This is a genomic window from Sphingomonas sp. SUN019 (genome assembly GCF_024758705.1).
Taxonomy (GTDB): domain Bacteria; phylum Pseudomonadota; class Alphaproteobacteria; order Sphingomonadales; family Sphingomonadaceae; genus Sphingomonas.
This window is the reverse complement of sequence record NZ_CP096971.1, coordinates 2,715,698-2,739,455: the sequence shown is the minus strand read 5'-3', so window position 1 is coordinate 2,739,455 and position 23,758 is coordinate 2,715,698. Positions and strand designations below refer to the sequence as shown.

Sequence of the window (23,758 nt, the reverse complement as noted above, 5' to 3'; positions counted from 1 at the left end):
GGAATGGTCATCGGCCAGCGCGCGGTCGAGTGGCATTACGCCCGCGAATGTTGAGAATGTTGAGACGCTGGCACGTTTTTGGACGCGAATGTTGAGAGCGCCGACCGGCTAACCCGCGTGGGAGGGAATCGACAAAGTGAAAGAGCGTCCGTTAGCCAGCGAGCATTAGCAGATCGGCATCGTGTAGGAAAACGCGGGTGCTACGTCATCCTCCCCCGCCAGGGGGAGGTGGCGCCGAAGGCGACGGAGGGGGTGGTAAGCGATGCGTCTGCGATTGCCCCGTCGCGGAACAGCAACCGCGATGACCAACGCAACTTCAACGCGCATTGCTTTCCTCCCCCTCCGTCACGCTACGCGTGCCACCTCCCCCTGGCGGGGGAGGATTGCGGTCCATGCCTTGCCTTCCTCACTCCGCAACCCCCTCCCGGGCCGCCCACCGCGACTTGATCGTTTCGCTCGTGTCGCGCGATCCGTCGTGGCTCCAACCCGGCGGACGCCAGATGTAGCCGAGCTTCGACCCCCACGGCGCGGCCCAAACGTCCTTCGCAATCCCGAACCATTCGTGCACCGCCGCCCACAGCAGATTGAAAGACCCAAGCTGCTTCACGATCCCATAGCGCGGCCGATCGTCGTCGCGCTCGGGTTCGAACGTGCCGAACATCCTGTCCCACACGATGAACACCCCCGCATAATTGCGATCGAGATAGCGCGGGTTGGTCGCGTGGTGGACGCGGTGGTGCGACGGCGTGTTCATGACGGCCTCGAACCAGCGCGGGCAGCGTCCGATCACCTCGGTATGAATCCAGAATTGATAGATCAGGTTCAGCCCTGCGACGAAGAACACCATCACCGGCGCAAAGCCGATCAGGAACAGCGGCAGGCGGAACAGGAAGGCCAGGCTGAAGAAACCGGTCCACGTCTGCCTGAGCGCGGTCGACAGATTATAATGCTGGCTCGAATGGTGGATGACATGGCTCGCCCAGAACCACCGCACGCGGTGCGCCGAGCGGTGGAAGAGGTAATAAGCCAGATCGTCGAGCACGAAGCAGACGACGAACCAATACCACGCATATCCGATGTCGAAGACGCGGTAAGCGCTCACCCACGTCGCCAGCGCGAATACCGCCCCGCCCGACAGCACCCCCGCCACCGTGCTCCCCAGCCCCAGCCCCAGCGAGGTCAGCGTATCGCGCGGTTCGTAGCGCGTCCGGTCCTTCCACCGCGCGACCAGCATCTCCGCCAGCACCAGCAGGACGAAGCCGGGAACCGCCAGATCGACCGGATTGGGAAGCGCCATGACGACACAAAGCTTACACCTGTGTCAGTTGCGGCGCCAGCCTTCGCACGTCGAGCGCGTTGACGCCCTTCACCAGCACCGATCCGAAGCGTCGCTCGCCCGTCTCGACGATCATCCCGTCGGGCGCGGACCGCACCGCGCGCCACGGCACCTCACGCGCCGCAACCTTCGCGCCATGCGCCTTCAGCACCGCGACCCGACCGCCCCGGTCGAACACCAGCGCGGCGCTGAAATCCTCGCTCACCGCGGCGGAGACGGCGACGAAACCCGACAGCGCCTCTTCCGCGCCGCGCATCGCCTCGGCCGGATCGGTCAGCGCGACATCCTTGCCGCCCAGCTTCAGCCACGCGGCGATCCCAGCCAGAATCACGATGGCGGCGAGCGATGCGCCGAAGACGATCCAGTTCATGTGCGTTCAGGCTTTGGCGGAAACGGCGTCCATCAACGGCCTCAGCCCGGTAAGGTCATATCCCGCCGCCGCGCCCTTCGCCGTCACCTCGTCGGCATCCGCGCCGAGCCCTGCGGCGGACAGCGCCCACAGATTGCACGACCGCGTGCCCGACCGGCAATAAGCCAGCACCGGCCCGCCCGCCTGCCCGACCGCATCGATCATTGCGGTCACCTGCGGATGCGAGAAGCCCGCCGAGGTCACCGGAATCGCGGTGTAGGAAAGTCCCGCTTCCTGGCACGCCGCGCGGATCGCCGCGCCGGTCGGCTGGCCCGCTTCCTCGCCATCGGGACGGTTGTTGACCACCGCGACATAGCCCGCGGCCTTCACCGCAGCGATGTCGGCGGGGTCGATCTGCGGCGCGACCGCGATGGTGTCGTCGATGGGGCGAATGTCGAGCATCGCGAATCCCTAGAGCGGTTCAAATGAAAATACACGGTTCGATTCGTCGGCTCCGGAAAGCACCATCGCTATTCCACCCCCGTCACCCCGCGAAGGCGGGGATCCATAATCACCGCCGTTGCGGCCCTTTCAGCAAACGCAGCGACTATGGATTCCCGCTTTCGCGGGAATGACGACCGCCGGGATCAATTCTCGCGGATCACTTTCAGGAACGCTTCCCCATAAGCGTCGAGCTTGCGCTGCCCGATCCCCGACAACCGGCTGAGCCGAGAGATCGAGTCCGGCCGCCGCTCGACCATCTCGCGCAGCACCGAATCGTGGAAGATGACATAGGGCGGAACCCCCGCCTCCTTCGCCAGATCGCGACGACGCGCGCGCAGCGCCTCGAACAAGGGATCGCCGATCGGGTTCAGCGTCACCTCGCCCCCGCGCCCGCCGGTCCGCGCCCGCCGTTCGCGCTTCGGCGGCACGATCATCGACAGGCTATCCTCACCCTTCAGGATCGCGCGCGCGTCCGGTCCGAACTCCAGCCCGCCATGCGGATTGGTGCGCAAAGCGTCGCGCAACTGCAGCGCGCGCCCGACGGGTTTCAGCAACGCCGCCTCGTCGCCAGACACGATCCCCCACACCGACAGCGCCTCATGCCCGTTCATCAGGCTGCGCTCGGACGATTTGCCGACCAATACCTCCTCGACATACGTGCTGCCGAACATCTGCCCGGTGCGGAATACCGCCGACAGATATTTCCGCGCGGTTTCGGTCGCGTCGATCGCGGCGGGCGGGTTCAGGCAATTGTCGCAATTGCCGCACGTCACCGCCGGGTCTTCGCCGAAATGCTTCAGCAGGATGCGCCGCCGGCAGCCCGCGGTCTCGACCAGCGCCCCCAGCGCGGTCAGCCGCTGCCGTTCGCCCGGCTGGCGCGCGGGTTCGACCTCGCCGATCCGTTGCCGCGCCTTCGCAAAATCCTCCGCCCCCCAGAACAGATGCGCGACCGACGGATCGCCGTCGCGCCCCGCGCGCCCCGTCTCCTGATAATAGGCCTCGATCGACTTCGGCAGCCCGGCGTGCGCGACGAAACGCACGTCGGGCTTGTCGATCCCCATCCCGAACGCGACCGTCGCGCAGATCACCATGTCCTCCGACGCGACGAAATCGGCCTGGTTCCTCGCGCGGATCGCGGGTTCCAGCCCGGCATGATACGCCCGCGTCGGCCGCCCGGTGACCGCCAGCGCCTCGGCCAGCTTCTCGGTCGCGACGCGCGTCTGCGCATAAACGATCCCCGGCCCCGGCGTCGCACGCACCAGATCGACGATCTGCCGCGTCGTCCCGTCGCGCGGCGCGATCGTATAGCGGATGTTGGGCCGGTCGAACCCCGCGACGATCATCCCGTCCTCGGGAATGCCGAGCTGTTCGAGGATATCGGCCCGCGTATGCGCATCCGCGGTCGCGGTCAGCGCGAGCCGTGGCACATCCGGAAACAGATCGAGCAACGGCCGCAGCAACCGGTAATCGGGCCGGAAGTCGTGGCCCCATTCGCTGACGCAATGCGCCTCGTCGATCGCGAACAGGCATAGTTTCCCACGCGACAGCAGATCGCGGAAATCGCCGCCCGAGGCACGCTCCGGTGCGACGTACAGCAGGTCCAGTTCGCCATCCAGGAACCGCCCGCGCGTTTCGGCCTGATTCGTGTCGACGCTGGTCAACGTCGCGGCGCGGATGCCGACCGCCTCGGCCGCGCGCAGTTGATCGTGCATCAGCGCGATCAGCGGCGACACCACGACGCACGTCCCGTCGAGCATCGTCGAAGGCAATTGATAGCACAAAGACTTGCCTGCCCCGGTCGGCATCACCGCCAGCGTGCGCTGATGACCGAGTACACGGTCCACCACCTGCCGCTGGACGCCGCGGAAGTCGGGAAAGCCGAAGATGCGCTGAAGATCGGGAAGGGGATCGGAAACCATGATTAGCGCGCTATAGCCGCCGGAAACGCCTCACGGGAAAGAGACTTTGATAGAAAAGGTGCGCGACAACCGGGCCGAACAGGAATTCGAGCTGACCGTCGACGGATACCGCGCGGTCGCGGCATATCAGCGCGAAGGCGACCGCATCGTCTTCACCCACACCCACGTCCCCAAACCGATCGAAGGCCACGGCGTCGCCGCCCGCCTCGTCCGCGCCGCGCTGGACAGCGCCCGCGACGAAGGGCTGAAGGTCGTCGCGCAATGCAGCTACGTCCGCGCGTATATCGACCGCCACCCGGAATATCGAGACCTGCTCGGCTGACTATTCCGCCGCCAAGGCCTCATCGCGCTCCTTCGCCTGCCGCATCCACATTTCGGCATACAGCCCGCCGCGCCGCAGCAGCTCCGCGTGCGTGCCTTGTTCGACGATTCGCCCCGCCTCCAGCACGACGATGCGGTCGGCGTTGACCACCGTCGACAGCCGGTGCGCGATGACGATGGTGGTGCGACCGCGCTCGATCGCCTCCAGCGTCTCCATGATCTCGCCCTCGGTGCGGCTGTCGAGCGCGCTGGTCGCTTCGTCCAGGATCAGCACCGGCGGATTCTTCAGCAATGTCCGCGCGATCGCGACGCGCTGCTTCTCGCCGCCCGACAGCTTCAGCCCGCGCTCGCCGACGCGGGTGTCGTAGCCCAGCGGCTGCGTCTCGATGAACCCCGCGATCGCCGCGCCGCGCGCCGCGTCACGTATCTCGACGTCGCCCGCGCCCTCACGGCCGTAGGCGATATTGTAGCCGATCGTGTCGTTGAACAGCACGGTGTCCTGCGGCACGATCCCGATCGCGGCGCGGAGCGACGCCTGCGTGACCAGCGCGATATCCTGTCCGTCGATCGTGATCCGCCCGCTCGTCAGATCATAGAAGCGGTACATCAGCCGCGCGAGCGTCGATTTCCCCGCGCCCGACGGCCCGACCACTGCCAACGTCGTCCCTGCGGGCAGATCGAGATCGATACCCTTCAGGATATCGCGCCCGGCATCGTATCCGAAGCGCACGTCCTCGAACCGCACATGCCCCTTCGTCACGACCAGCGGTGTCGCATCGGCCGCGTCGACCACCTCGGACGGCGTATCAACCAGATCGAACATTGCCCCCATGTCGATCACGCCTTGCCGGATCGTCCGATAGACCATGCCGAGCAGGTCGAGCGGCCGGAATAACTGCGCCAGCAGCGTCGACACCAGCACCACGTTGCCCGCAGTGAAACGCCCCTGGCTCCAGCCCCACGCGACATAGGCCATGCCCGCACCCAGCATCAGGTTCGTAATCAGCGCCTGCCCGATGTTCAGCCAGGCGAGGCTGTTCTCCGATTTGACCGCCGCATTCGCATAAGCGGTCATCCCCGCCTCGTACCGCCGCGCCTCGCGCTCCTCCGCACCGAAATATTTCACCGTCTCGAAATTCAGCAGCGAATCGACCGCATGCGCGACCGCCCCGGTATCCAGATCGTTCATCCGCTCGCGAAGCGACGCGCGCCAGTCGGTCACGACACGCGTGAACCAGATATAGACGACCACCATCAGCACCGTCGCCGCCACCAGCGGCCAGCCGAACTTCACCCAGAAGATGCCGATGACCAAGCTCAACTCCAGCACCGTCGGCGCGATGTTGAACAGCAGGAAGTACAGCATCGTGTCGATGCTCTTCGTTCCCCGCTCGACCACCTTGGTCACCGCCCCCGTGCGGCGCTCGAGATGGAACCGCAGCGATAACTGATGAAGGTGCCGGAACACGCGCGCCGCCAGCCGCCGCGTCGCCTCCTGCCCGACCTTTTCGAACACCGTGTTGCGCAGATTGTCGAACAGCGTCGTGCCGAACCGCGCCGCCGCGTAGCCGATCACCAGCAGCACGACCAGACTGACCGGGCTGGGGCTGACCGTCCCCATCCCGTCCACCGCGCCCTGCAGCGCGAACGGCGCGCCGTACACCTGCACCAGCTTCGACGCGACGACGAGCACCATCGCGACGCACACACGCGCCTTCATCCCCGGCGCGTCGGACGGCCAGAGATACGGAAGGAAGCGGCGGAGCGTCGGCAGCAACGGGCGGTCGGCGCTGGTCCGGGTGGTCGGATCGAGCGGAGGCATTGGCGCTACAGGTCGTGCGCCCCGTCCCCGGCGTCAATCCCCGACCAAAAGACGCTCTTGCGGATCACTCGCAACAAAGCTACCGGCAGGGCAGTTATTGCGAAGGGGTCTCAATTAAATGTCGCGTCGCCTGTTCACCGTCTGCCTGCTCGCTACCGCCGCGCTCCCGATCGCCGCCCACGCCCAGTCCGCAGACGCCCAGAGCGAGGACGTGATCGTTACCGGCACCAGCGCGTCCGCGACAAAGACCGACACCCCCGTCATCGACGTGCCGCAATCGCTGTCGATCATCGACGAACGCCGCCTGGAGGACCGCGCACCACGCACGATCAACGAGGCACTTGCCTACACGCCGGGCGTCAACGTCGGCAGCTACGGCTTCGATACGCGCTACGACGCATTCTTCCTGCGCGGCTTCAACGCCACCTACACCGGCGTCTTCCGCGACGGCCTGCGCCAGCTGAATTCACCCTCGGGCATCTACCGCAACGAGCCCTACGGCCTCGAAAGCCTTACCGTCGTCCGCGGCCCGGCGTCGGTCCTCTACGGCGCGAGCGGCGCGGGCGGGCTGATCGACCTGACCAGCAAGCGTCCGACCGACATTCGCTTCGCCGAGGTCGAGGGACTGATCGGCAGCTATGACCGCTATCAGGTGAACGTCGATCTCGGCGGTCCGATCGGCGACAATATCGCCTACCGCCTGACCGGCGTGTTCCGCGACAGCGGCACGCAGCTCGACGGCTTTCCCGACGACCGCCTATTCATCGCCCCGGCGGTCAGCGTGCAGGTCGACGATCGCACGAAGATCACGCTGCTTGGCGAGCACATGAAGTCAAAGACTGGCGGCAGCGCGGCATTCTATAACGATGCGAACGGCATCACCGACATTTTCTCGTCCGACCCGCGCTACAACGCATTCGAGCACGAACAATGGCGTGCGGGTTACGAGCTGGAACACCAGCTGACCGACACGATCTCGCTGCACCAGAACCTGCGCTTCCAAGGCATCTGGCTCGATCTCGGCTATTCCTATCTGGTCGATCCGACCCCGCCGATCGCGCGCTTCACCGGCCGCGTCAGCGAACTCAGCAAGAGCTTCAGCGTCGACAATCAACTTCGCGCGAACCTGACGACGGGCGCGCTGACGCACCGCATCCTCGTCGGCGTCGACTATAACGGGGTCCGCTACCGCTCCGCGCAAGGCTTCGGCGCCGAACCGATCCCCGCGACCGGCTCGGTCGACGCACCACCACTCGGCGCGCCGACGCGGCAGCGGTTCCAGCAGACCGGCGTCTATGCGCAGGACCAGATCGAGGCCGGGCGGCTCGGCATCACCGCGGGCATCCGCCACGACTGGCTCGACGCGCGGACGCAGACGCCGGGCGTCGCGAGTATCGACCAGGACAATACCGCGCTCACCGGCCGCGTCGGCGTGACCTACAAACTGGACGGCGGTTTCGCGCCTTACGCCAATTGGTCAACCTCGTTCGAACCCAATATCGGGCTGCTGGTCGACGGAACGCCCGCGCAGCCGACCAGGGCGCGCCAGTTCGAAGGCGGCGTCAAATGGCAGCCGCGCGCGGGCATCCTGCTCACCGCCGCCGCGTTCGACATTCGTCAGCGCAAAGGCATCGTGTTCGACGCGTCCAGCGGCGTCAACGAACAGGTCCAGCTCGACCTGCGTTCGCGCGGGCTGGAGTTCGAAGCATCGGTGCGCGTGCTGAAAGGCCTCGACCTGACCGCAGCCTACGCGCTGACCGATGTGGAGATCGAACGCGGCGCGCAGGGGACGACTGGCAATACGCTGAACGCGACGCCGCGCCACACCGCCTCGGCCTGGGCCGATTATGCCGACGCGGCCAGCGGCTTCGGCATCGGCGGTGGCGTACGCTATTTCGGCAAAAGTTTCGGCAACGACCAGAACACGATCCGCAACGGCGATCGCGGCTTCGTCGACGCGGTCGCGCATTACGACGTTCGCGCGGTTCAGGGCCTGCGCTTGCAGCTTAACGCCTACAATCTGTTCGATTCGGAGCCGACGATGTGCGCGGCTGGCTATTGCTACCGCGATCAGGGCCGGACGGTGCTAGGCAGCGCACGGTTTCGTTTCTAGGAATCATTAGCATGACGCACGGCCGCCTTCGCACCTGGGGTATCGTCCACAAATGGACCAGCCTGATCTGTACGGTCTTCCTGCTGCTGATCTGCGTCACCGGCCTGCCGCTGATCTTCCATCACGAGATCGAGGGAGCCTTCGATCCCGCCCCGCCGCCCGCGCTGAGCGGCGCGCCCGCCGCGGTCGATCCGATGGTCGCCGCGGCGAAGCGCGCGGTGCCCGGCTGGGTGATCGGCGGCGTTTATCTCGATCCCGAAGCGCCGGTCACGACGGTCTATTTCCACCCCTCGCACGACGCGATCGCGAACGAGCCGTATAAGGTCAAGGACGTCGCCTTTTCTCAGGCGACCGGCGAACGCCGGGGTGAAGCCACCGCGAACCCGGCGGAGGGTTTCATCCTCTTCATGTACCGGCTGCACGTCGATCTGTTCGTGCTGCTGCCGGGGATGCTGTTCATGGGTGCGATGGGCCTGCTGTTCCTCGTTGCGATCGTCTCGGGCGTCGTTCTCTACGGCCCGTTCACGCGAAAGCTGGAGTTCGGCGCTGTCCGTAAACAGCGCGCGACCCGCGTGAAGTGGCTCGATTTCCACAATCTGCTCGGCATCATCACGCTCGCCTGGGCGGTCGTCGTCGGCTTCACCGGCGCGCTGAACGAGATTTCGGGGCCGCTCTACAGCCGCTACATCGCGACCGACGTGGCGGCCGCGATCGCGCCGTGGAAGGGCGAGACCCCGCCCGCCGCCGATGCGAAACTCGCCTCGGTCGACGGCGCGATCGCGACCGTGACAAAGGCGTTCCCCGACCGGAAGATCACCTTCGTGTCCTTCCCCGGCAACCCCTTCGGCAGCCCGCATCACTATTTCGTGTGGACGCAAGGCTCGTCGGCGCTGAACGCGCGCCTGCAGACTCCCGTGCTGGTCGATGCGACCACCGGCAAGCTCTCCGCCGCGGTGCCGATGCCGTGGTACATCCGCGCGATCGAGGTCAGCCGCCCGCTGCATTTCGGCGATTACGGCGGCCTGCCGCTGAAGATCATCTGGGCGCTGTTCGACATCGCCACGATCGTCGTGCTCGGCAGTGGCCTGTATCTGTGGATCGCGCGCGGCAGATCGGTCCGCCGCACCGACCGCTACGCGCCGCAACTGCAACCCGCCGAATGACCCGCAACCCGTACCAGTGGCGCTGGCCGATCGTGCTCGCCGTGCTGACGACGCTGGGGCTGATCGCGGCGTTGATCGGCGAGGGCGGGGTGTGGTGGCCCGCATCGTGGATCGCGCTGGGCGTGCCGCTGGTGCTGGCCGGCTGGCATATGTGGCGGCCGCGCTAGACTAATCCTCCCCTGCAAGGGGAGGTGGCTCGCGAAGCGAGACGGAGGGGTGTCGACCTCCGTTGCTATTGGTGACACCCCTCCGTCAGGCCTTCGGCCTGCCACCTCCCCTTGCAGGGGAGGATTGGGTTCTCAATTCCCCGCCACCGGAGCCGCAGGCGTCGCCGCCACCCCCTTCACATAATGACCGCCCGCCTTCACCTGCGCGGTCGACCCCGTCAGCGCCCCGCCGATCGGCTCCGCCCGTCCGCCCAGACACCCGGCGAGGAAATTCTCCGCCACCGCATTGAACGCGATCGAGTTCACCGGCCGCGCGAAGCCGTGGCCTTCGTCGGGGAACAGCACATAGGTGACGGGAATCTTCTTCGCCTGCATCGCCGCGACGATCTGGTCGCTTTCCGCCACGTTGACGCGCGGATCGTTCGCGCCCTGCCCGATCAGCAGCGGCACCTTGATCTTGTCGACATAGGTCAGCGGCGATCGTTCGGTCAGCAGCGCGCGGCCCGCCTCGGTCGTCGGATCGCCCATCCGCTTGTAGAATTGCAGCTTCACCGCCTCCCAATAGGGCGGGATCGTCTTCAGCAGCGTCTGCAGGTTCGACGGCCCGACGATATCCACGCCGCACGCGAATGTGTCCGGCGTCATCGTGACCCCCGCCAGCGTCGCGTAACCGCCGTAGGAGCCGCCGCCGATCGCGACCTTGTCCTTGGTCGTCACGCCCGACTTCACCGCCCAGTCGACCGCGTCGATCAGATCGTCGTGCATCTTCCTGCCCCATTGCAGGTCGCCCGCGGTGACGAAGCCCTTCCCGAACCCGGTCGATCCGCGATAGTTGACGCTCAGCACGGCATAGCCGCGGTTCGCGAACCATTGGTGATAGCTGTTGTAGCCATATCCATCGCGCGCCCACGGCCCGCCGTGCACCCACAGCACCATCGGCACGGGCTTGTCCGCCTTCCCGTCGCCGTTCGCATCCGCGCCCTTGGGCAAGGTCAGATACGACGTCAGCGTGAGGCCATCGCGCGCCTTCAACTCCTGCGGCCACATCGGCACCAGCGGCGCGCCGACCAGCTCGGGCCGCGCGATGTAAAGCTGCGTCAGCTTCTTCGATCCGCGGTCATACACCCACGTCGACGGCGGCGCTGAGACGGGATCGAACGCCACCAGCCAGCGATCGTCGGCGTCGGTGCGCGACGTGACGCTGAACTCGCCCTTGTTCTGGCTCTTGAGGAAGTCGAGATCGGCGCGGATGCTGTCGTCGACCGGGCGGTATTCGCTTTTCAGGTAATCATCCGAATAGGCCTGCAGCTTGCCCGTCTTCGGATCGAACAACCCGCTATCGACATCGGCCTTCGCACTCTCGCCGACTGCGGTCATCTTGCCGCTCGCCACGTCCTGCGCGAAGATCGCCGCGCGGTCACGGTTGCGTGAATCGGTCCAGTACAGCGTCTTGCCGTCGGTGGTGAAGCCGAGCGGATAGGTCGTCTGCGAATCGTCCAAGCCGAAACTGACGACCGGCTTCGCCTCCGGCACGTTGTTCACCACCCGGAACCAGTCGCTGCCCGCATCGGGGCGCGGCTTCGCCGCCAGCCGCAGGTTCAGCTGATCGTCGGCCTGGAAACTCGAATAGCCATCGTTCTTGAAGACGAGCGTCAGCTTGCCGGTGTTCAGATCCAGACTGTGGACGTCGTGCCAGCGCGGATCGCGGTTATTCACGCCGATCAGGATGCGGTCCTTGATCGTCGTGCTGAACCCGAGAGGGATGACGCGGGTCTTTTCGAACGGCGTGAAGGCGCGTTCCTTCCCGCTATTAACGTCGACGCCGTACAGCAGGAAATTCTCGTCTCCGCCCTTGTCGTTGATGAACAGCACCTGTTTCGAATCGGGCGACCAGAAGGTTTGGCGGATCGGCCGCGTCTTTTCCGCGGTCAGCGGCTTCGCGGCGGCGGGATCGGCGGCGGGCGCGACCCATACGTTCAACACCCCGTCGCGCGGCGCGATGTACGTGATCCACTTGCCGTCGGGCGACAGCTTGCCCGCGGTCTTGGTCGGATTGCCGAACAGTTTCGCCCGCTCGATCAGCGGCACGTCGCCGGTCTGCGCAGGTTTTGTTTGCGCGACCAGCGGCGCGGCGAGCATCACGCCCCCTGCCAGCAGGATGACTTTGCTCGAACGACGCATGATTCTCTCCCCGGTGTGTTGCCTCAACATTACACGTGTCCCGATCTCGGACAAGCGCGATTTGGGAACCCTTTGGCGCACCCGTCTGTTGTGTCGGACAGAGTGGAGGCGGTCATGGAACCGGTGTTTTTCGTACTTGCGATCATGGGCTGCGGCGACGGCGCAGAACTGTGCTCCGAGGCGCGCGTCGAACCCGCGCGCTACGTGACGATGGCGCAATGTCGCGCCGACCTGAACGCCGCGCTCTCGCGCAACACCGATCTGTCCTACCCCGTTATCAGCGCGGCCTGCCGCGCCAACGGCCCGCAATGGGTCGATAAGGATGCGGGCGCCAAGCGCGGCTAACGCGTTGCGGTGATGAAATAATCCAGCGCGGTCGAATCACTCAGCGCAAAACCCTTCCCCGGCGAGAATGACAGTCCGCGCACGTCGCTGACGGTCAGCCCGGCGTCCTTCACCAGACCGGTCAGTTCATCGGGCGTAAGAAACCGATCCCAATCATGCGTCCCGCGCGGGATGCGCCCTGTCCCCTCGGCCAGCGTAATCAGCGCCAGCCGCGACAACGGCGTCCGGTTGGGCGTAGACAGCACCAGCAACCCACCCTCCGCAACCGCCCCCGCCAGCCCGCGCACGAACGCCGCCGGGTCCGCGACGTGCTCGATCACCTCCAGGCAGGTGACCAGATCGAACGTCTCCCCCCCCGCCGCCTCGACCCCGCCGACACGGTAGTCGATCGTCAGCCCGCGCGCGTGGTCCCGCGCCACCGCGATACTTTCAGCCGCAGCATCGATCCCGGTCACTGCCGCACCCAGCCGCGCCAGCGGCTCCGCCAGCAGCCCCGCGCCGCACCCGACGTCCAGCACGCGCTTCCCCGTCAGCGGCGTGAACGACGCCGCATCCAGCCCGAAATGCGTATCCACCTGTTCGCGAATGTAGCGCAGCCGCACCGGGTTCAGCCGGTGGAGCATCGCCGACGATCCCTTCGGATCCCACCAGTCCGCCGCCAGCGCACCGAAATGCGCAGCTTCCCGCGCGATGATCGAGGACTCGTTGGTTGCGGTTGATACGGTTGCGTCGGACATAGACGCTTCGTAACAGGGCCGCCCTTCCACCCCAAGGAATTTGACCTTCCACATGGCGCGCATCGTGATGAAGTTCGGCGGCACGTCGATGGCCGGGATCGAGCGCATCCGAAATGTCGCCGCGCGCGTGAAGCGCGAGGTCGCGGCGGGCAATCAGGTCGCGGTCGTCGTCTCGGCGATGGCGGGGGAAACCGATCGCCTCGTCGGCTTTTGCCGCGAAGCCTCCGCGCTCTACGATCCGCACGAATATGACGTGGTGGTATCGGCTGGCGAACAGGTCACCAGCGGATTGCTCGCCATCGCGTTGCAGGCGATCGGCGTCCCGGCGCGCTCATGGCTCGGCTGGCAGCTCCCGATCCGCACCTCCGACGGACACGCATCGGCGCGGATCGGCGAAATCGACACGACCGCGCTGAACGAAAGTCTCGCGAGCGGCGAGGTGGCGGTCATCCCCGGCTTCCAGGGCGTTGCCGCGGGATCGCGCGTCACCACGCTCGGCCGCGGCGGATCCGATACGTCGGCGGTCGCGATGGCGGCGGCGATGAAGGCCGACCGCTGCGACATCTACACCGACGTCGACGGCGTCTATACCACCGACCCCCGCATCGTCCCACGCGCGCGCAAACTCGCCAAGGTGACGTATGAGGAGATGTTGGAACTCGCCAGCGTCGGCGCGAAGGTGCTGCAGACGCGCTCGGTCGGCCTGGCGATGAAGGAAAAGGTCCGCGTTCAGGTATTGTCGTCGTTCACCGGCGACGATGCCCCGATGGCGGACACGTTGCCCGGCACGATGATCGTCGGCGAAGAGGAGATTGAAGACGTGGAACGCCAGCTCATCACCGGCATCGCGCACGACAAGAATGAAGCGAAGATCACGCTGACATCCGTGCCCGACAAGCCCGGTGCGGTCGCCGCGATCTTCGAACCGCTCGCCGCGGCCAACATCAACGTCGACATGATCATCCAGAACATCGCGCACAACAGCAACGGCCGCACGGGCTCGACCGATGTGACCTTCACCGTCCCCTCGGCCGACCTGCCGCGCTCGATCGAGGCGCTGAACCAGGGCCGCGAGGCGATCGGTTTCGCCGAGCTGGTCCATGACTCCCGGATCGCGAAGATCTCGGTCGTCGGCGTCGGGATGCGCAGCCACGCGGGCGTCGCCAGCACGATGTTCACGACCCTGGGGCAACGCGGCATCAACATCCTCGCCATCTCGACCAGCGAGATCAAGGTGTCGGTCCTGATCCACGAGGACGAGACCGAACTCGCCGTCCGCGTCCTGCACACCGCCTACGGGTTGGATGCGGAGGACGTCGCGGCCTGAGAAGGCTGGCACAAGACAGCCGCCCCCGCTAACCCGCCGCGCATGACCACCACCACCATCGGCGCAGAGCGCCTTCAGCGCCGCATGGCGCGCGGCGTCGCGTTTCTCGGGTCCGAGGTCGCCATCATGGCGGGCGCGATGTCGTGGGTTAGTGAGCGCAACCTCGTCTCCGCCATGTCCAACGCCGGGGGGTTCGGGGTGATCGCGTGCGGGGCGATGACGCCCGCGCTGCTCGATGCCGAGATCGCAGGCACGAAAACCCTTACCGGCAAACCGTTCGGCGTGAACCTGATCACGATGCACCCCGACCTGTTCGAACTGATCGCGGTCTGCGCGAAGCACCAGGTCGGTCACGTCGTCCTCGCGGGCGGCCTTCCCCCGAAGGGCAGCCTCGAAGCCATCAAGGAAACCGGTGCGAAGGTCATCTGCTTCGCTCCCGCGCTCAGCCTTGCGAAGAAACTCATTCGCTCCGGCGTCGACGCGCTCGTGATCGAGGGGATGGAAGCGGGCGGCCATATCGGTCCGGTCTCGACCAGTGTGCTCGCGCAGGAAATCCTGCCCGAAGTAGCCGAGCAGGTGCCCGTCTTCATCGCCGGCGGGATCGGCCGCGGCGAGGCGATCGCAGGCTATCTCGATCAGGGCGCGTGCGGGGTCCAGCTCGGCACGCGCTTCGTGTGCGCGCACGAATCGATCGCGCACGCCAATTTCAAGAAAGCGTTCATCCGCGCCTCGGCCCGCGACGCGGTCGCCAGCGTCCAGATCGATCCGCGGCTCCCGGTCATCCCGGTCCGCGCGCTGAAAAACGCCTCCAGCGAACTCTTCACCGCCAAGCAACGCGAAGTCGCGCAATCGCTCGACGAAGGCGCGCTCGCGATGGCCGAGGCGCAGTTGCAGATCGAACATTATTGGGCTGGGGCGCTCCGCCGCGCGGTGATCGACGGCGATGTCGAACACGGCAGCGTGATGGCCGGCCAGTCGGTCGGCATGGTCACGAAGGAAGAACCGCTCGCCGAGATCATCGCGACGTTGATGGCCGAAGCCGCACACGCGCTGGAGAAACGCGCGCAATGAGCCAGATTCGGTGACCGAAGAGCGCGACGGATTGCCGATCCGTGCCTTCGTCGACGCCGCGAATTGGGAGGCTTGGCTGGCGCAGCAACCACGCGACAGCGTCGGCGTGTGGCTGAAGCTCGCCAAGAGCGGCAATCCCGAATTTTCGGTCACGAAGCCGCAGGCGATCGACGGTGCGCTGATCCACGGCTGGATTGACGGCCAGCTCAATCCCTATGATGCGCTGTGGTGGCTGATCCGCTTCACGCCGCGCAAACCTCGCAGCAAATGGTCCGAGAAGAACCGCACGCGGGCGATCGAGTTGATCGCGGACGGCCGCATCGCCGCCGCGGGCCTGCGTGAGATCGACGCGGCGAAAGCCGACGGCCGGTGGGACGCCGCCTACGCGCCGCAATCGACCGCCGCGGTTCCTGACGACCTCGCCGCCGCGCTCGCCGCGACGCCCGGCGCGCGCGCGTTCTTCGACGCGCTCGACGGCACCAACCGCTACGCGATCCTACACCGCACCGCCGACGCCAAACGCCCCGAAACCCGCGCCACGCGTATCGCGAAGTTCGCGACGATGTGCGCGGCGGGCGAAACGATCTACCCGGCGCGATCGGACCGGAAGAAAAAGTAAACGAAAAATTAACCATTCGCGCGCACCCTCTGATTACAAAGGGAAGAAAAGGGTGATTGCGATGCTAACGCAGCTACGGCCGCCGGTATGGGCGGCATTGGTGCTGATCCTCGCCGGATGCGCCAGCCGTCCCGAAGTGGCGGTTACACCGCCGACGATGTACGTCCCCGCACAGGTCGCGGAAATGCCCAAGGGCGCGTCGCCCGGCATGAGGATACCCGCGCGATTGGCCGACGGCAGCTACGCCACCCCCAACCGCGTACTGACCCCTGCCGCCACCGTCTGGCATCTGCGCGCGGCGCTGAACGTCGCCGCGCTTGCCTGCCGCGGTGTGCAGGAAACCACGACGGTCGCGCAGTACAACGCGCTGCTCCAAACGCAGAAGGCCGCGCTGAAGGACGCCGAGGCAAACCTGTCGGCCGAATATCGCGCGAGCGGTGGCGACTGGCAGGATCGCTACGACGATTCGATGACCCGTCTGTACAACTACTTTTCACAGAGTTTCGCGCGCGACGCCTTCTGCGCAAACGCCGCCGCGGTGCTCGCCGACAGCGCCACGGTCGCGCCCACCGCACTCCCCACCTTCGCCGCGACGCGTCTGCCGATGCTCGACCGCCCGTTCACCGATTTCTACGCGGCCTATGACGCGTGGCGCGCCCGCACCGCCTTCCCGAACCCGGTGATCGCGATGAACACGCCCGTCCGCCGCGCGCCGTCGTCCACGCCACGCCTGCAAGTCGACGTCGCCGATCTGGGGGAATAGCGCGTCGCGGGCGGGGTTCCGCCCGCCGCCCGCTTCGGTTAACACGCGCTGGCATGACGCTCGGCGCGACAGATCAGCCTCCTGAAGGGCGTTTCGAGGGAACCGAGCACCGCTTCCCCGTGCGCGTCTATTTCGAGGACACCGATCTGTCGGGCGTCGTCTATCACGCCAACTATCTGCGCTTCATGGAACGCGCGCGTTCGGACATGCTGCGCCTCGCCGGGATCGATCAGCGCGCCACCTTTGAAGCGGGCGAAGGCTCCTACGCCGTCGCCGACCTGACCATCCGCTACGCCGCACCCGCACGGCTGGACGACGCACTGATCGTCACCAGCCGCATCACGCACGTCCGCGCCGCGGCGGTTTCCATTCATCAACGAGTCATGCGCGGCGAGCTTGTGCTGACGCAAGCCGACGTCGTGGCGGCGCTGGTCGCACCGTCGGGGCGCGCACGGCGGCAACCGCACGACTGGACCGACCGCTTCGCCGCGCTCGTCGCAAAAGGGGACACGACGCCTTGAACCCGTTCTTCAATACCGACGCCGCCACATTGTCCCCGATCGCCTTGTTCATCCAGGCCGATTGGGTGGTGAAGTTCGTCATGCTCGGGCTGTTGCTCGCCAGCGTGTGGACGTGGGCGATCATCTTCGGTTTCTGGCGGCGCATCGGCCGCACGCGCAAGGAAACCGAGGCGTTCGAACGCGATTTCTGGAAGGCCGACGACATCGACGCTTTCTACAAGACCCGCGCCGACACCGATCTGCCGTCGGCGCGCATCTTCGCCGCCGGGGTCGCCGAATGGCGCCGCTCGACGCAGGGCACGACGATCGACCGCGGCGGCACGCGCGAACGGCTGGCGACGACGATGGGCGCGGCGGTCGCGACCGAGATCGACAAGCTCAGCGACCGGCTGAACATCCTCGCCACGGTCGGATCGGTCGCGCCGTTCGTCGGGCTATTCGGCACCGTGTGGGGCATCATGCGCAGCTTCACCAGCATCGCGAGCGCACAGAACACCTCGCTCGCGGTCGTCGCGCCGGGTATCGCCGAGGCGCTGTTCGCCACCGCCATCGGCCTGTTCGCCGCCATCCCCGCGGTCATCGCCTACAACCGCTTCAGCCACGGCATCAACCGCATCGAAGCGCGCCTGAACCGCTTTGCCGACGGTTTTCATGCCACCTTGAGCCGTCAGCTCGATCGCGAGCGCTGACGTGGCGATCAACCTTCCCTCGCAGAAAAGCGGCAGCCGCCGTGCGCCGATGGCGGACATCAACGTCACGCCATTGGTCGACGTGATGCTCGTCCTGCTCATCATCTTCATGGTCACCGCGCCGCTGCTGACCGCCGGCGTCCCCGTGAACCTGCCCGACAGCCGCGCGAAGCCGCTCGATCAGGATGCGGAGCCGACCGAAATCTCGCTCGACGAACAGGGCCGCATCTTCATCGCCAAGGAAGAGGTGTCGCAACAGGCGCTGCCACAACGCCTGGACGCGATCGCTGCAAAGGGCACCGCCGACGCCCCGCCACAGGTGTTCCTGCGCGCCGACAAATCGCTCGACTACGGCCGCATCATGCGCGTGATGGGCGAACTCAACCGCGCCGGGCTGAACCGCGTCGCGCTGGTCACGATCGGCGACGAGTAAGCCTGCGGTGGAGCGCAACGAGAAGATCGGGCTTGGCGTCGCCGCGGCGGGACATGTCATCCTGTTCGGGCTGCTCTCGGTCGGCTTCCTCGCCACGCCCAACCCGGAAAAACTGAAGACCCAGCCGGTCGAGGTCAGCCTGGTCGACGCGGTCGCGCTGGAGGCCACCGCCCCCGCCGCAGTCGAACCGCCCGCGCAATCGATCGCGCCCGAGCAAGGCGCGCCAGAAGACGCCGCGCCACCCGCCCCGGTCGAAGCCGCGCCCGAGCCAGAACCCGAACCGGTCCCCGCCCCGCCGCAACCGCAGCCCAAGCCCGCCCCTGCCAAACCTGCGCCGAAACCCGCCCCGGCTCCCAAACCCGCGCCGGTGAAACCGAAACCGAAACCGCCGACCCCCGCCGCGGAAAAGGCCCCGGCCAAGCCGACGAAACCCGCACAGACCGCCGCCGCCAAACCCGCGAAAAAGCCCCCCGCCGCCGCGCGCGGCAGCGGATCGACCGACACCGCGAAAACCACCCGCCCGCGCGGCAGCCGCCTCGGCGACGATTTCCTCAAAGGGCTGACCGATACGCCCTCGAAAAGCCGCACCCCCACGCCCCCCGCGGCGCGGATCGGCGCGCAGGCGGCGGCGAACATCGGCTCGGCGATCCTGCGGCAGGTCCAACCCTGCGCCGACCGTCAAGTGAACCCCGGCCCCGGCGCGGAACGGATCCGCGTGACGATCAACCTGCGCATCAACCGCGACGGATCGCTCGCCGCACGCCCCGTGATCCGGTCCCGCGACGGCGTCGACGACGACAACAGCCGCTATGTCGCGCGCGTCGATGATCTCGCCATCGCGACGTTCGTCGGCTGCGCGCCGCTCCGCGGCCTGCCCGACGAACTTTACGACGTACCCGGCGGGTGGAGTAATTTCACCTTGCGCTATAAGCTTCCCGGCTAAGGATAGTATCGATGTTCCGACCGCCACTCGCTCTCGCCCTCACCCTGCTGCTCGGCACCTCCGCGGTGGCGCAGCAGACCGCGCCCGTCACGCCGCCCCCGCTGCCCGCGACCGCGCCCCCCGCCCCGCAAAGCCAGGAGCTGGTCGTCGACGTCACCGGCGGCATCTCCGCGCCGATGCCGATCGCGATCCCCGCGATGGCGACCCCGGCGGTCGTCAACACCGCCGCCAAGCCGACCGACGTGATGGGCCGCGAACTCGCGCAGATCGTCACCAACGACCTGAAGAACTCCGGCCTCTTCAATCCCCTCCCGCCCGCGCAATTGCGCACCGTGATGTTCCCCGAAGTCACCGCCCCCGCGTTCGATTACTGGGGCGGTTCGGGCGCGCAGGCGTTGGTGCAGGGCTTCGTCCGCGCGAACGGCGATGGCACGCTGACCGTCGGCTGCTATCTCTACGACGTCTCCGCGCGCACTGAACTCGCCCGCCAGGGCTTCGTCGTGTCGCCCGGCGACTGGCGCCGCGCCGCGCACAAATGCGCCGACACGGTCTATGCGCGGCTGACCGGCGAAGGCCCGTATTTCGACAGCCGCATCGTGTACGTCAGCGAAACCGGACCAAAGGGCCGCCGCATCAAACGGCTCGCAATCATGGATCAGGACGGCGCGAACCACCGTTTCCTGACCAACGGCCAGTCGATCGTGCTGACCCCGCGCTTCGCGCCGAACCAGCAGTCGATCGTCTATATGAGCTATCTGAACGACAAGCCGTCGATCTACGTCTACGACATCGGCAGCGGCCGTCAGCGCCTCGTCGTGTCGAACGTCAGCCTGGCGTTTGCGCCGCGCTTCTCGCCCGACGGGCGCTCGATCCTGTTCTCGATGGCGCAGAGCGGCAACACCGACCTCTACCGCGTCGCGGCCAGCGGCGGCGCGCCGCAGCGGCTGACCAATTCGCCCGGCATCGACACCGGCGGCAGCTATTCGCCCGACGGCCGCCGCATCGTTTTCGAAAGCGATCGTTCGGGCGGGCAGCAGCTCTATGTGATGAACGCCGACGGTTCGAACCAGCAGCGTATCAGCTTCGGCGGCGGGCGTTATGCCACGCCGGTCTGGAGCCCGCGCGGCGACCTGATCGCCTTCACCAAGCTGGGCGGCGCGTTCCGTATCGGCGTGATGAACGCGAACGGCGGCGGCGAGAAATTGCTGACCAACAGCTGGCAGGACGAAGGGCCAAGCTGGTCGCCCAACGGTCGCGTGCTGACCTTCCTGCGATCGGCGCAGGGCAGCAGCGGCAAGGCCGATCTGTGGTCCGTCGACCTGACCGGGGTCAATGAACGTAAGATCCCGACCCCGCTCGACGGCTCCGACCCGGCGTGGGGACCACTTCGGCCGTAAAACTGTTATTGGGGGCGATAACGGGGACGACATCTCACTTTAGGAGACCGATAATGGCCAAATTCACGACCACGCTTCTGCTGGCGACCGCGCTCGTCGCGACCGCCGCCTGCTCGAAGAAGCGCCCCGAAGTCCTCCCCCCCGCTCCCGGCGAGGCCCCCGTCGATCCCAACGCCGGTGCTGGCGCCGGCCCCGTCACCGGCGCCGCAGTCCCCGGATCGGCCGAGGATTTCAAACGATCGATCACCAGCGACACGGTCAATTTCGGGCTCGATATGTACGATATCAACGGCACCGCACGCGGCATCCTCGATTCGCAATCCGACTGGCTGCAGCGCTACCCGAATGTCCGCATCACGGTCGAAGGCCACGCCGACGAACGCGGCACGCGCGAATACAACCTTGCCTTGGGTGACCGGCGCGCGAACTCCGCCAAGAACTATCTCGTCTCGCGCGGCGTCTCCGCGGCGCGCATCACCACAATCAGCTACGGCAAGGAACGCCCCGCCGCCCTGGGCTCGGACGAAGCCAGCTGGGCGCAAAACCGCCGCGCCGTAACGGTGGTGCTGAACTGAAACCAGTCCTCCCCTGCAAGGGGAGGTGGCAGCGCGCAGCGCTGACGGAGGGGTGTCGCGCTATCGAGAGGGCGACACCCCTCCGGCGCTACGCGCCACCTCCCCTTGCAGGGGAGAATTATCGAAGCCCCACCTTCTCCCCCAACCACCGCGCCGCCGCCTCCGGCGTCGCCTTGTCGGCATCGCGGTCGACCATGTAATTCGCCTCGCGCATCGCGCTCACCGGTATTCGCCCGACCAACGGCCGCAACGCCGCCACGAACGCGGCGTCCTTCGCCCGCTCCGGCGACACCAGCAGGATCGCATCATACCCCGGAATCGCGCGCTTCGGATCCCTCAGCACGGCCAACTTATCCGCCGCGATCCGCCCGTCCGATGAAAACGCGCTGATAACATCAGCCCGCCCGCTCGCCAGCGCGCGATACATGAACGTCGGGCTGTACGGCGTCGCCGCCCTGAACCGCAGCGGATAGGCCCGCTTCACCGCCGCCCACTCCGACCGTTCGAGAAACTCCAGATCAGACCCGAATGTTAGCTCGGGTGCAACCCACACCAAATCCGCAAGCGTCGCCACCCCCCGCCTGCGCGCATCGTCGCCGCGCATCGCGAACGCATAGGCGTTCTCGAACCCCAGCGCCCCGACCAGCCGCACGCCGTTGGTGCGCTGCGCCCATTCCCCGATCGCGCGTACCTGTTCCGCCCGCGGCGGCACGTCGGTCCGCTTCATCTGCCCGGTCCAGAGCGTCCCGGCATATTCGACATAAGCGTCGATCTCGCCCCCCGCGACAGCGCCGTAAGCCACCGCAGACCCCAGCCCGTCACGATACTCCACGCGATACCCGGCACGCTCCAGCCGATCCCCGATCAGCCGCGCAAGGATATACTGCTCGGAAAAGTTCTTCGCCCCGATCACCACCGTCTTTGGCCCCGACCGCCACAATGGCGCTGTCGCCACGACGACCCCGACGGCCAGCAACCCCAGCGCCACCCCCGTCAGCCACGGCCGCCGCGTCCGCAAGCCCCGCTCCGCCAGCCCGAGCAGCGCGTCGACCGCCAGCGCCAGCCCCGCCGCCGACACGCACCCCGCCAGCACCAACGCCCACGCCTGCGTCTGCAACCCGGCGAAGATCAGGTCGCCCAGACTCGGCTGGCCCACCGTCGTCGACAGCGTCGCCGCCCCGATCGTCCACACCGCCGCAGTCCGGATTCCCGCCATCACCACCGGCAGCACCAACGGTGCCTCGACCAGCCGCAACTTCTGTGCGCGCGTCATCCCCACACCATCCGCCGCCTCGATCACCGCCGGATCGAGTCCGGTCAGTCCCGTCACGGTGTTCCGCAGGATCGGCAGCAAAGCGTAGAGCGTCAGCGCGATCAGCGACGGCAGGAATCCCAGCGCAGGCACCCCGCCCCCGACCAGCGCCGACACCCACAGCAACACCGGATAGAATAACGCCAGCAATGCCAGACTCGGGATCGTCTGCACCAGACTGGCGAACCCCAAAGCGACCCGCGCCACCCGCGGCGATCGCGCCGACCACACCCCCAGCGGCAGGCTGATCGCGATCCCGAGCGCCAGCGCGCACATCGCCAGCAACAGATGCTGCGCCGCCAGCCCCGGCACCCGCGCGAAGGCGTCCCAGAAGGCGCTCACGCCTCAAGCCCCGCCATCCGTCGCGCCTGCTCGCGCGGCACCGCGACCAACGCCTGCGCCGCCGCCCCGCCCGAGCCCGCCACCAGCGCGCGCGGCGTCTCGTCCGCCACGATCCGCCCCGCCTGCATCACCAACACCCGCTCGGCGAGCAGCAGCGCCTCCGCCATGTCATGCGTCACCAGCACCGTCGTCAGGCCCAGCCGGTCGTGCAGCGCCCGGATCGCCGCCCCCAGCACGTCGCGCGTCACCGGGTCGAGCGCCCCGAACGGTTCGTCCATCAGCAACAGCTTCGGCCCACTGGCCAGCGCGCGCGCCACGCCCACGCGTTGCCGCTGCCCGCCCGACAATTCGTCCGGCATCCGCGCGCCCAGATCGCGCGGCAGTTCGACCAGATCGAGCATCTCCGCCACCCGAGCGGCATCCTCCGTCCCCGCCAGCCGCAACGGCACCGCGATATTCTCGGCAATTGTCATGTGCGGGAACAGCCCGACATTCTGGAACACATACCCGACACGCCGCCGCAGCAACGGCGCAGGCTCCGCCCCCACATCCCGCCCGTCGACCGTCACGCGTCCAGCGCTCGGCTCGACCAGCCGGTTGACCATCTTCAGCAAGGTCGATTTCCCCGACCCCGACGTCCCGACCAACGCGACGAAACTGCCGCCCGCCACCTCCAGCGTCACGTCGTCGACCGCGGCGGCCCCGGCGTAGCGCCTCGTCACGCCATCGAAGGCGACGGCTGGACCGGTTTGTTCTGGCATCGCGGCGTGTGATGCGGGATGGACAGACCAGCGTCAAACGGAGGAAAG

24 protein-coding genes are annotated in these 23,758 nt (G+C 67.0%); 15 read left to right on the top strand and 9 right to left on the bottom strand.

The features are described from left to right. Positions 1–406: 406 nt before the first annotated feature. The 4 genes from M0208_RS13180 to recQ form a co-directional block, all read right to left on the bottom strand. Complete coding sequence (locus tag M0208_RS13180) at positions 407–1,297, bottom strand: sterol desaturase family protein (protein WP_258892135.1); 891 nt, start codon at positions 1,295–1,297, stop codon at positions 407–409. 13 nt (positions 1,298–1,310) lie between these two features. Continuing rightward, on the bottom strand, positions 1,311–1,706 hold the full coding sequence (locus tag M0208_RS13175) for a hypothetical protein (protein ID WP_258892134.1): 396 nt from the start codon (positions 1,704–1,706) through the stop codon (positions 1,311–1,313). 6 nt (positions 1,707–1,712) lie between these two features. Next, positions 1,713–2,147 carry a TIGR01244 family sulfur transferase gene (locus M0208_RS13170; protein WP_258892133.1) on the bottom strand — a complete coding sequence of 145 codons (435 nt, stop codon included), beginning with the start codon at positions 2,145–2,147 and terminating at the stop codon, positions 1,713–1,715. A 185-nt stretch (positions 2,148–2,332) separates the two neighbouring features. Beyond that, a complete protein-coding gene (gene recQ, locus M0208_RS13165) occupies positions 2,333–4,108 on the bottom strand; it encodes a DNA helicase RecQ (protein WP_258892132.1) in 1,776 nt (591 codons plus the stop codon). A 58-nt stretch (positions 4,109–4,166) separates the two neighbouring features. Between recQ and M0208_RS13160 the strand changes: the two genes are divergently transcribed. After that, positions 4,167–4,430 carry a GNAT family N-acetyltransferase gene (locus M0208_RS13160; protein WP_258892131.1) on the top strand — a complete coding sequence of 88 codons (264 nt, stop codon included), beginning with the start codon at positions 4,167–4,169 and terminating at the stop codon, positions 4,428–4,430. Here M0208_RS13160 and M0208_RS13155 read toward each other — a convergent pair whose 3' ends face one another. Beyond that, the gene (locus M0208_RS13155) at positions 4,431–6,251 is read right to left on the bottom strand and encodes an ABC transporter ATP-binding protein/permease (RefSeq protein WP_258892130.1); all 1,821 of its coding nucleotides are present in this window, start codon (positions 6,249–6,251) and stop codon (positions 4,431–4,433) included. A 118-nt stretch (positions 6,252–6,369) separates the two neighbouring features. Here M0208_RS13155 and M0208_RS13150 point away from each other — a divergent pair, with 118 nt between their 5' ends. Genes M0208_RS13150 through M0208_RS13140 form a run of 3 tightly spaced genes read left to right on the top strand, consistent with a single transcriptional unit; the run spans position 6,370 to position 9,694 of the window. After that, positions 6,370–8,364 (top strand): TonB-dependent siderophore receptor, encoded by a 1,995-nt coding sequence (locus M0208_RS13150; RefSeq protein WP_258892129.1) that lies wholly within the window; start codon positions 6,370–6,372, stop codon positions 8,362–8,364. An 11-nt stretch (positions 8,365–8,375) separates the two neighbouring features. Further along, complete coding sequence (locus M0208_RS13145; protein WP_258892128.1) at positions 8,376–9,527, top strand: PepSY domain-containing protein; 1,152 nt, start codon at positions 8,376–8,378, stop codon at positions 9,525–9,527. Continuing rightward, positions 9,524–9,694, top strand: coding sequence for a hypothetical protein (locus M0208_RS13140; protein ID WP_258892127.1), 171 nt, complete (start codon positions 9,524–9,526; stop codon positions 9,692–9,694). The genes M0208_RS13145 and M0208_RS13140 overlap by 4 nt, the downstream gene beginning before the upstream one ends. Positions 9,695–9,826: 132 nt before the next feature. Here the strand turns inward: M0208_RS13140 and M0208_RS13135 are convergent, their stop codons facing one another. Further along, entirely contained in the window at positions 9,827–11,875 is a 2,049-nt protein-coding gene (locus M0208_RS13135) for a S9 family peptidase (protein ID WP_258892126.1), read from the bottom strand. A gap of 114 nt (positions 11,876–11,989) precedes the next feature. Between M0208_RS13135 and M0208_RS13130 the strand changes: the two genes are divergently transcribed. After that, on the top strand, positions 11,990–12,220 hold the full coding sequence (locus tag M0208_RS13130) for a hypothetical protein (protein WP_258892125.1): 231 nt from the start codon (positions 11,990–11,992) through the stop codon (positions 12,218–12,220). Here the strand turns inward: M0208_RS13130 and ubiG are convergent. Then, on the bottom strand, positions 12,217–12,957 hold the full coding sequence (gene ubiG, locus M0208_RS13125) for a bifunctional 2-polyprenyl-6-hydroxyphenol methylase/3-demethylubiquinol 3-O-methyltransferase UbiG (protein WP_258892124.1): 741 nt from the start codon (positions 12,955–12,957) through the stop codon (positions 12,217–12,219). The genes M0208_RS13130 and ubiG overlap by 4 nt on opposite strands. A 52-nt stretch (positions 12,958–13,009) precedes the next feature. Here ubiG and M0208_RS13120 point away from each other — a divergent pair, with 52 nt between their 5' ends. The 10 genes from M0208_RS13120 (at position 13,010) to pal (ending at position 21,295) form a co-directional block, all read left to right on the top strand. After that, positions 13,010–14,284 carry an aspartate kinase gene (locus M0208_RS13120; protein WP_258892123.1) on the top strand — a complete coding sequence of 425 codons (1,275 nt, stop codon included), beginning with the start codon at positions 13,010–13,012 and terminating at the stop codon, positions 14,282–14,284. Positions 14,285–14,368: 84 nt separating this feature from the next. Then, a complete protein-coding gene (locus tag M0208_RS13115) occupies positions 14,369–15,355 on the top strand; it encodes a nitronate monooxygenase family protein (RefSeq protein WP_258893255.1) in 987 nt (328 codons plus the stop codon). A gap of 10 nt (positions 15,356–15,365) precedes the next feature. Next, positions 15,366–15,974 (top strand): YdeI family protein, encoded by a 609-nt coding sequence (locus M0208_RS13110; RefSeq protein ID WP_258892122.1) that lies wholly within the window; start codon positions 15,366–15,368, stop codon positions 15,972–15,974. Positions 15,975–16,035: 61 nt separating this feature from the next. Further along, positions 16,036–16,737, top strand: a complete 702-nt coding sequence (locus tag M0208_RS13105; RefSeq protein ID WP_258893254.1) for a hypothetical protein — start codon at positions 16,036–16,038, stop codon at positions 16,735–16,737. Between the two features lie 53 nt (positions 16,738–16,790). Beyond that, entirely contained in the window at positions 16,791–17,258 is a 468-nt protein-coding gene (locus M0208_RS13100) for a YbgC/FadM family acyl-CoA thioesterase (protein ID WP_258892121.1), read from the top strand. After that, positions 17,255–17,947 carry a protein TolQ gene (tolQ, locus tag M0208_RS13095; protein WP_258892120.1) on the top strand — a complete coding sequence of 231 codons (693 nt, stop codon included), beginning with the start codon at positions 17,255–17,257 and terminating at the stop codon, positions 17,945–17,947. The genes M0208_RS13100 and tolQ overlap by 4 nt, the downstream gene beginning before the upstream one ends. 1 nt (position 17,948) lies before the next feature. Then, positions 17,949–18,380 carry a protein TolR gene (gene tolR / locus M0208_RS13090; RefSeq protein WP_258892119.1) on the top strand — a complete coding sequence of 144 codons (432 nt, stop codon included), beginning with the start codon at positions 17,949–17,951 and terminating at the stop codon, positions 18,378–18,380. Between the two features lie 7 nt (positions 18,381–18,387). After that, on the top strand, positions 18,388–19,323 hold the full coding sequence (locus M0208_RS13085; RefSeq protein WP_258892118.1) for a cell envelope biogenesis protein TolA: 936 nt from the start codon (positions 18,388–18,390) through the stop codon (positions 19,321–19,323). A gap of 11 nt (positions 19,324–19,334) precedes the next feature. Then, the gene (gene tolB / locus M0208_RS13080) at positions 19,335–20,720 is read left to right on the top strand and encodes a Tol-Pal system beta propeller repeat protein TolB (protein ID WP_258892117.1); all 1,386 of its coding nucleotides are present in this window, start codon (positions 19,335–19,337) and stop codon (positions 20,718–20,720) included. 53 nt (positions 20,721–20,773) lie between these two features. After that, positions 20,774–21,295 carry a peptidoglycan-associated lipoprotein Pal gene (gene pal / locus M0208_RS13075; protein WP_258892116.1) on the top strand — a complete coding sequence of 174 codons (522 nt, stop codon included), beginning with the start codon at positions 20,774–20,776 and terminating at the stop codon, positions 21,293–21,295. Between the two features lie 118 nt (positions 21,296–21,413). Here pal and M0208_RS13070 read toward each other — a convergent pair whose 3' ends face one another. Together M0208_RS13070 and M0208_RS13065 are read right to left on the bottom strand one after the other, a co-directional pair. Then, positions 21,414–22,949, bottom strand: a complete 1,536-nt coding sequence (locus tag M0208_RS13070; protein WP_408988098.1) for an ABC transporter permease/substrate-binding protein — start codon at positions 22,947–22,949, stop codon at positions 21,414–21,416. Then, a complete protein-coding gene (locus M0208_RS13065; RefSeq protein WP_258892115.1) occupies positions 22,946–23,710 on the bottom strand; it encodes an ABC transporter ATP-binding protein in 765 nt (254 codons plus the stop codon). Before M0208_RS13065 ends, M0208_RS13070 begins: the two co-directional genes overlap by 4 nt. Positions 23,711–23,758: the final 48 nt, after the last annotated feature.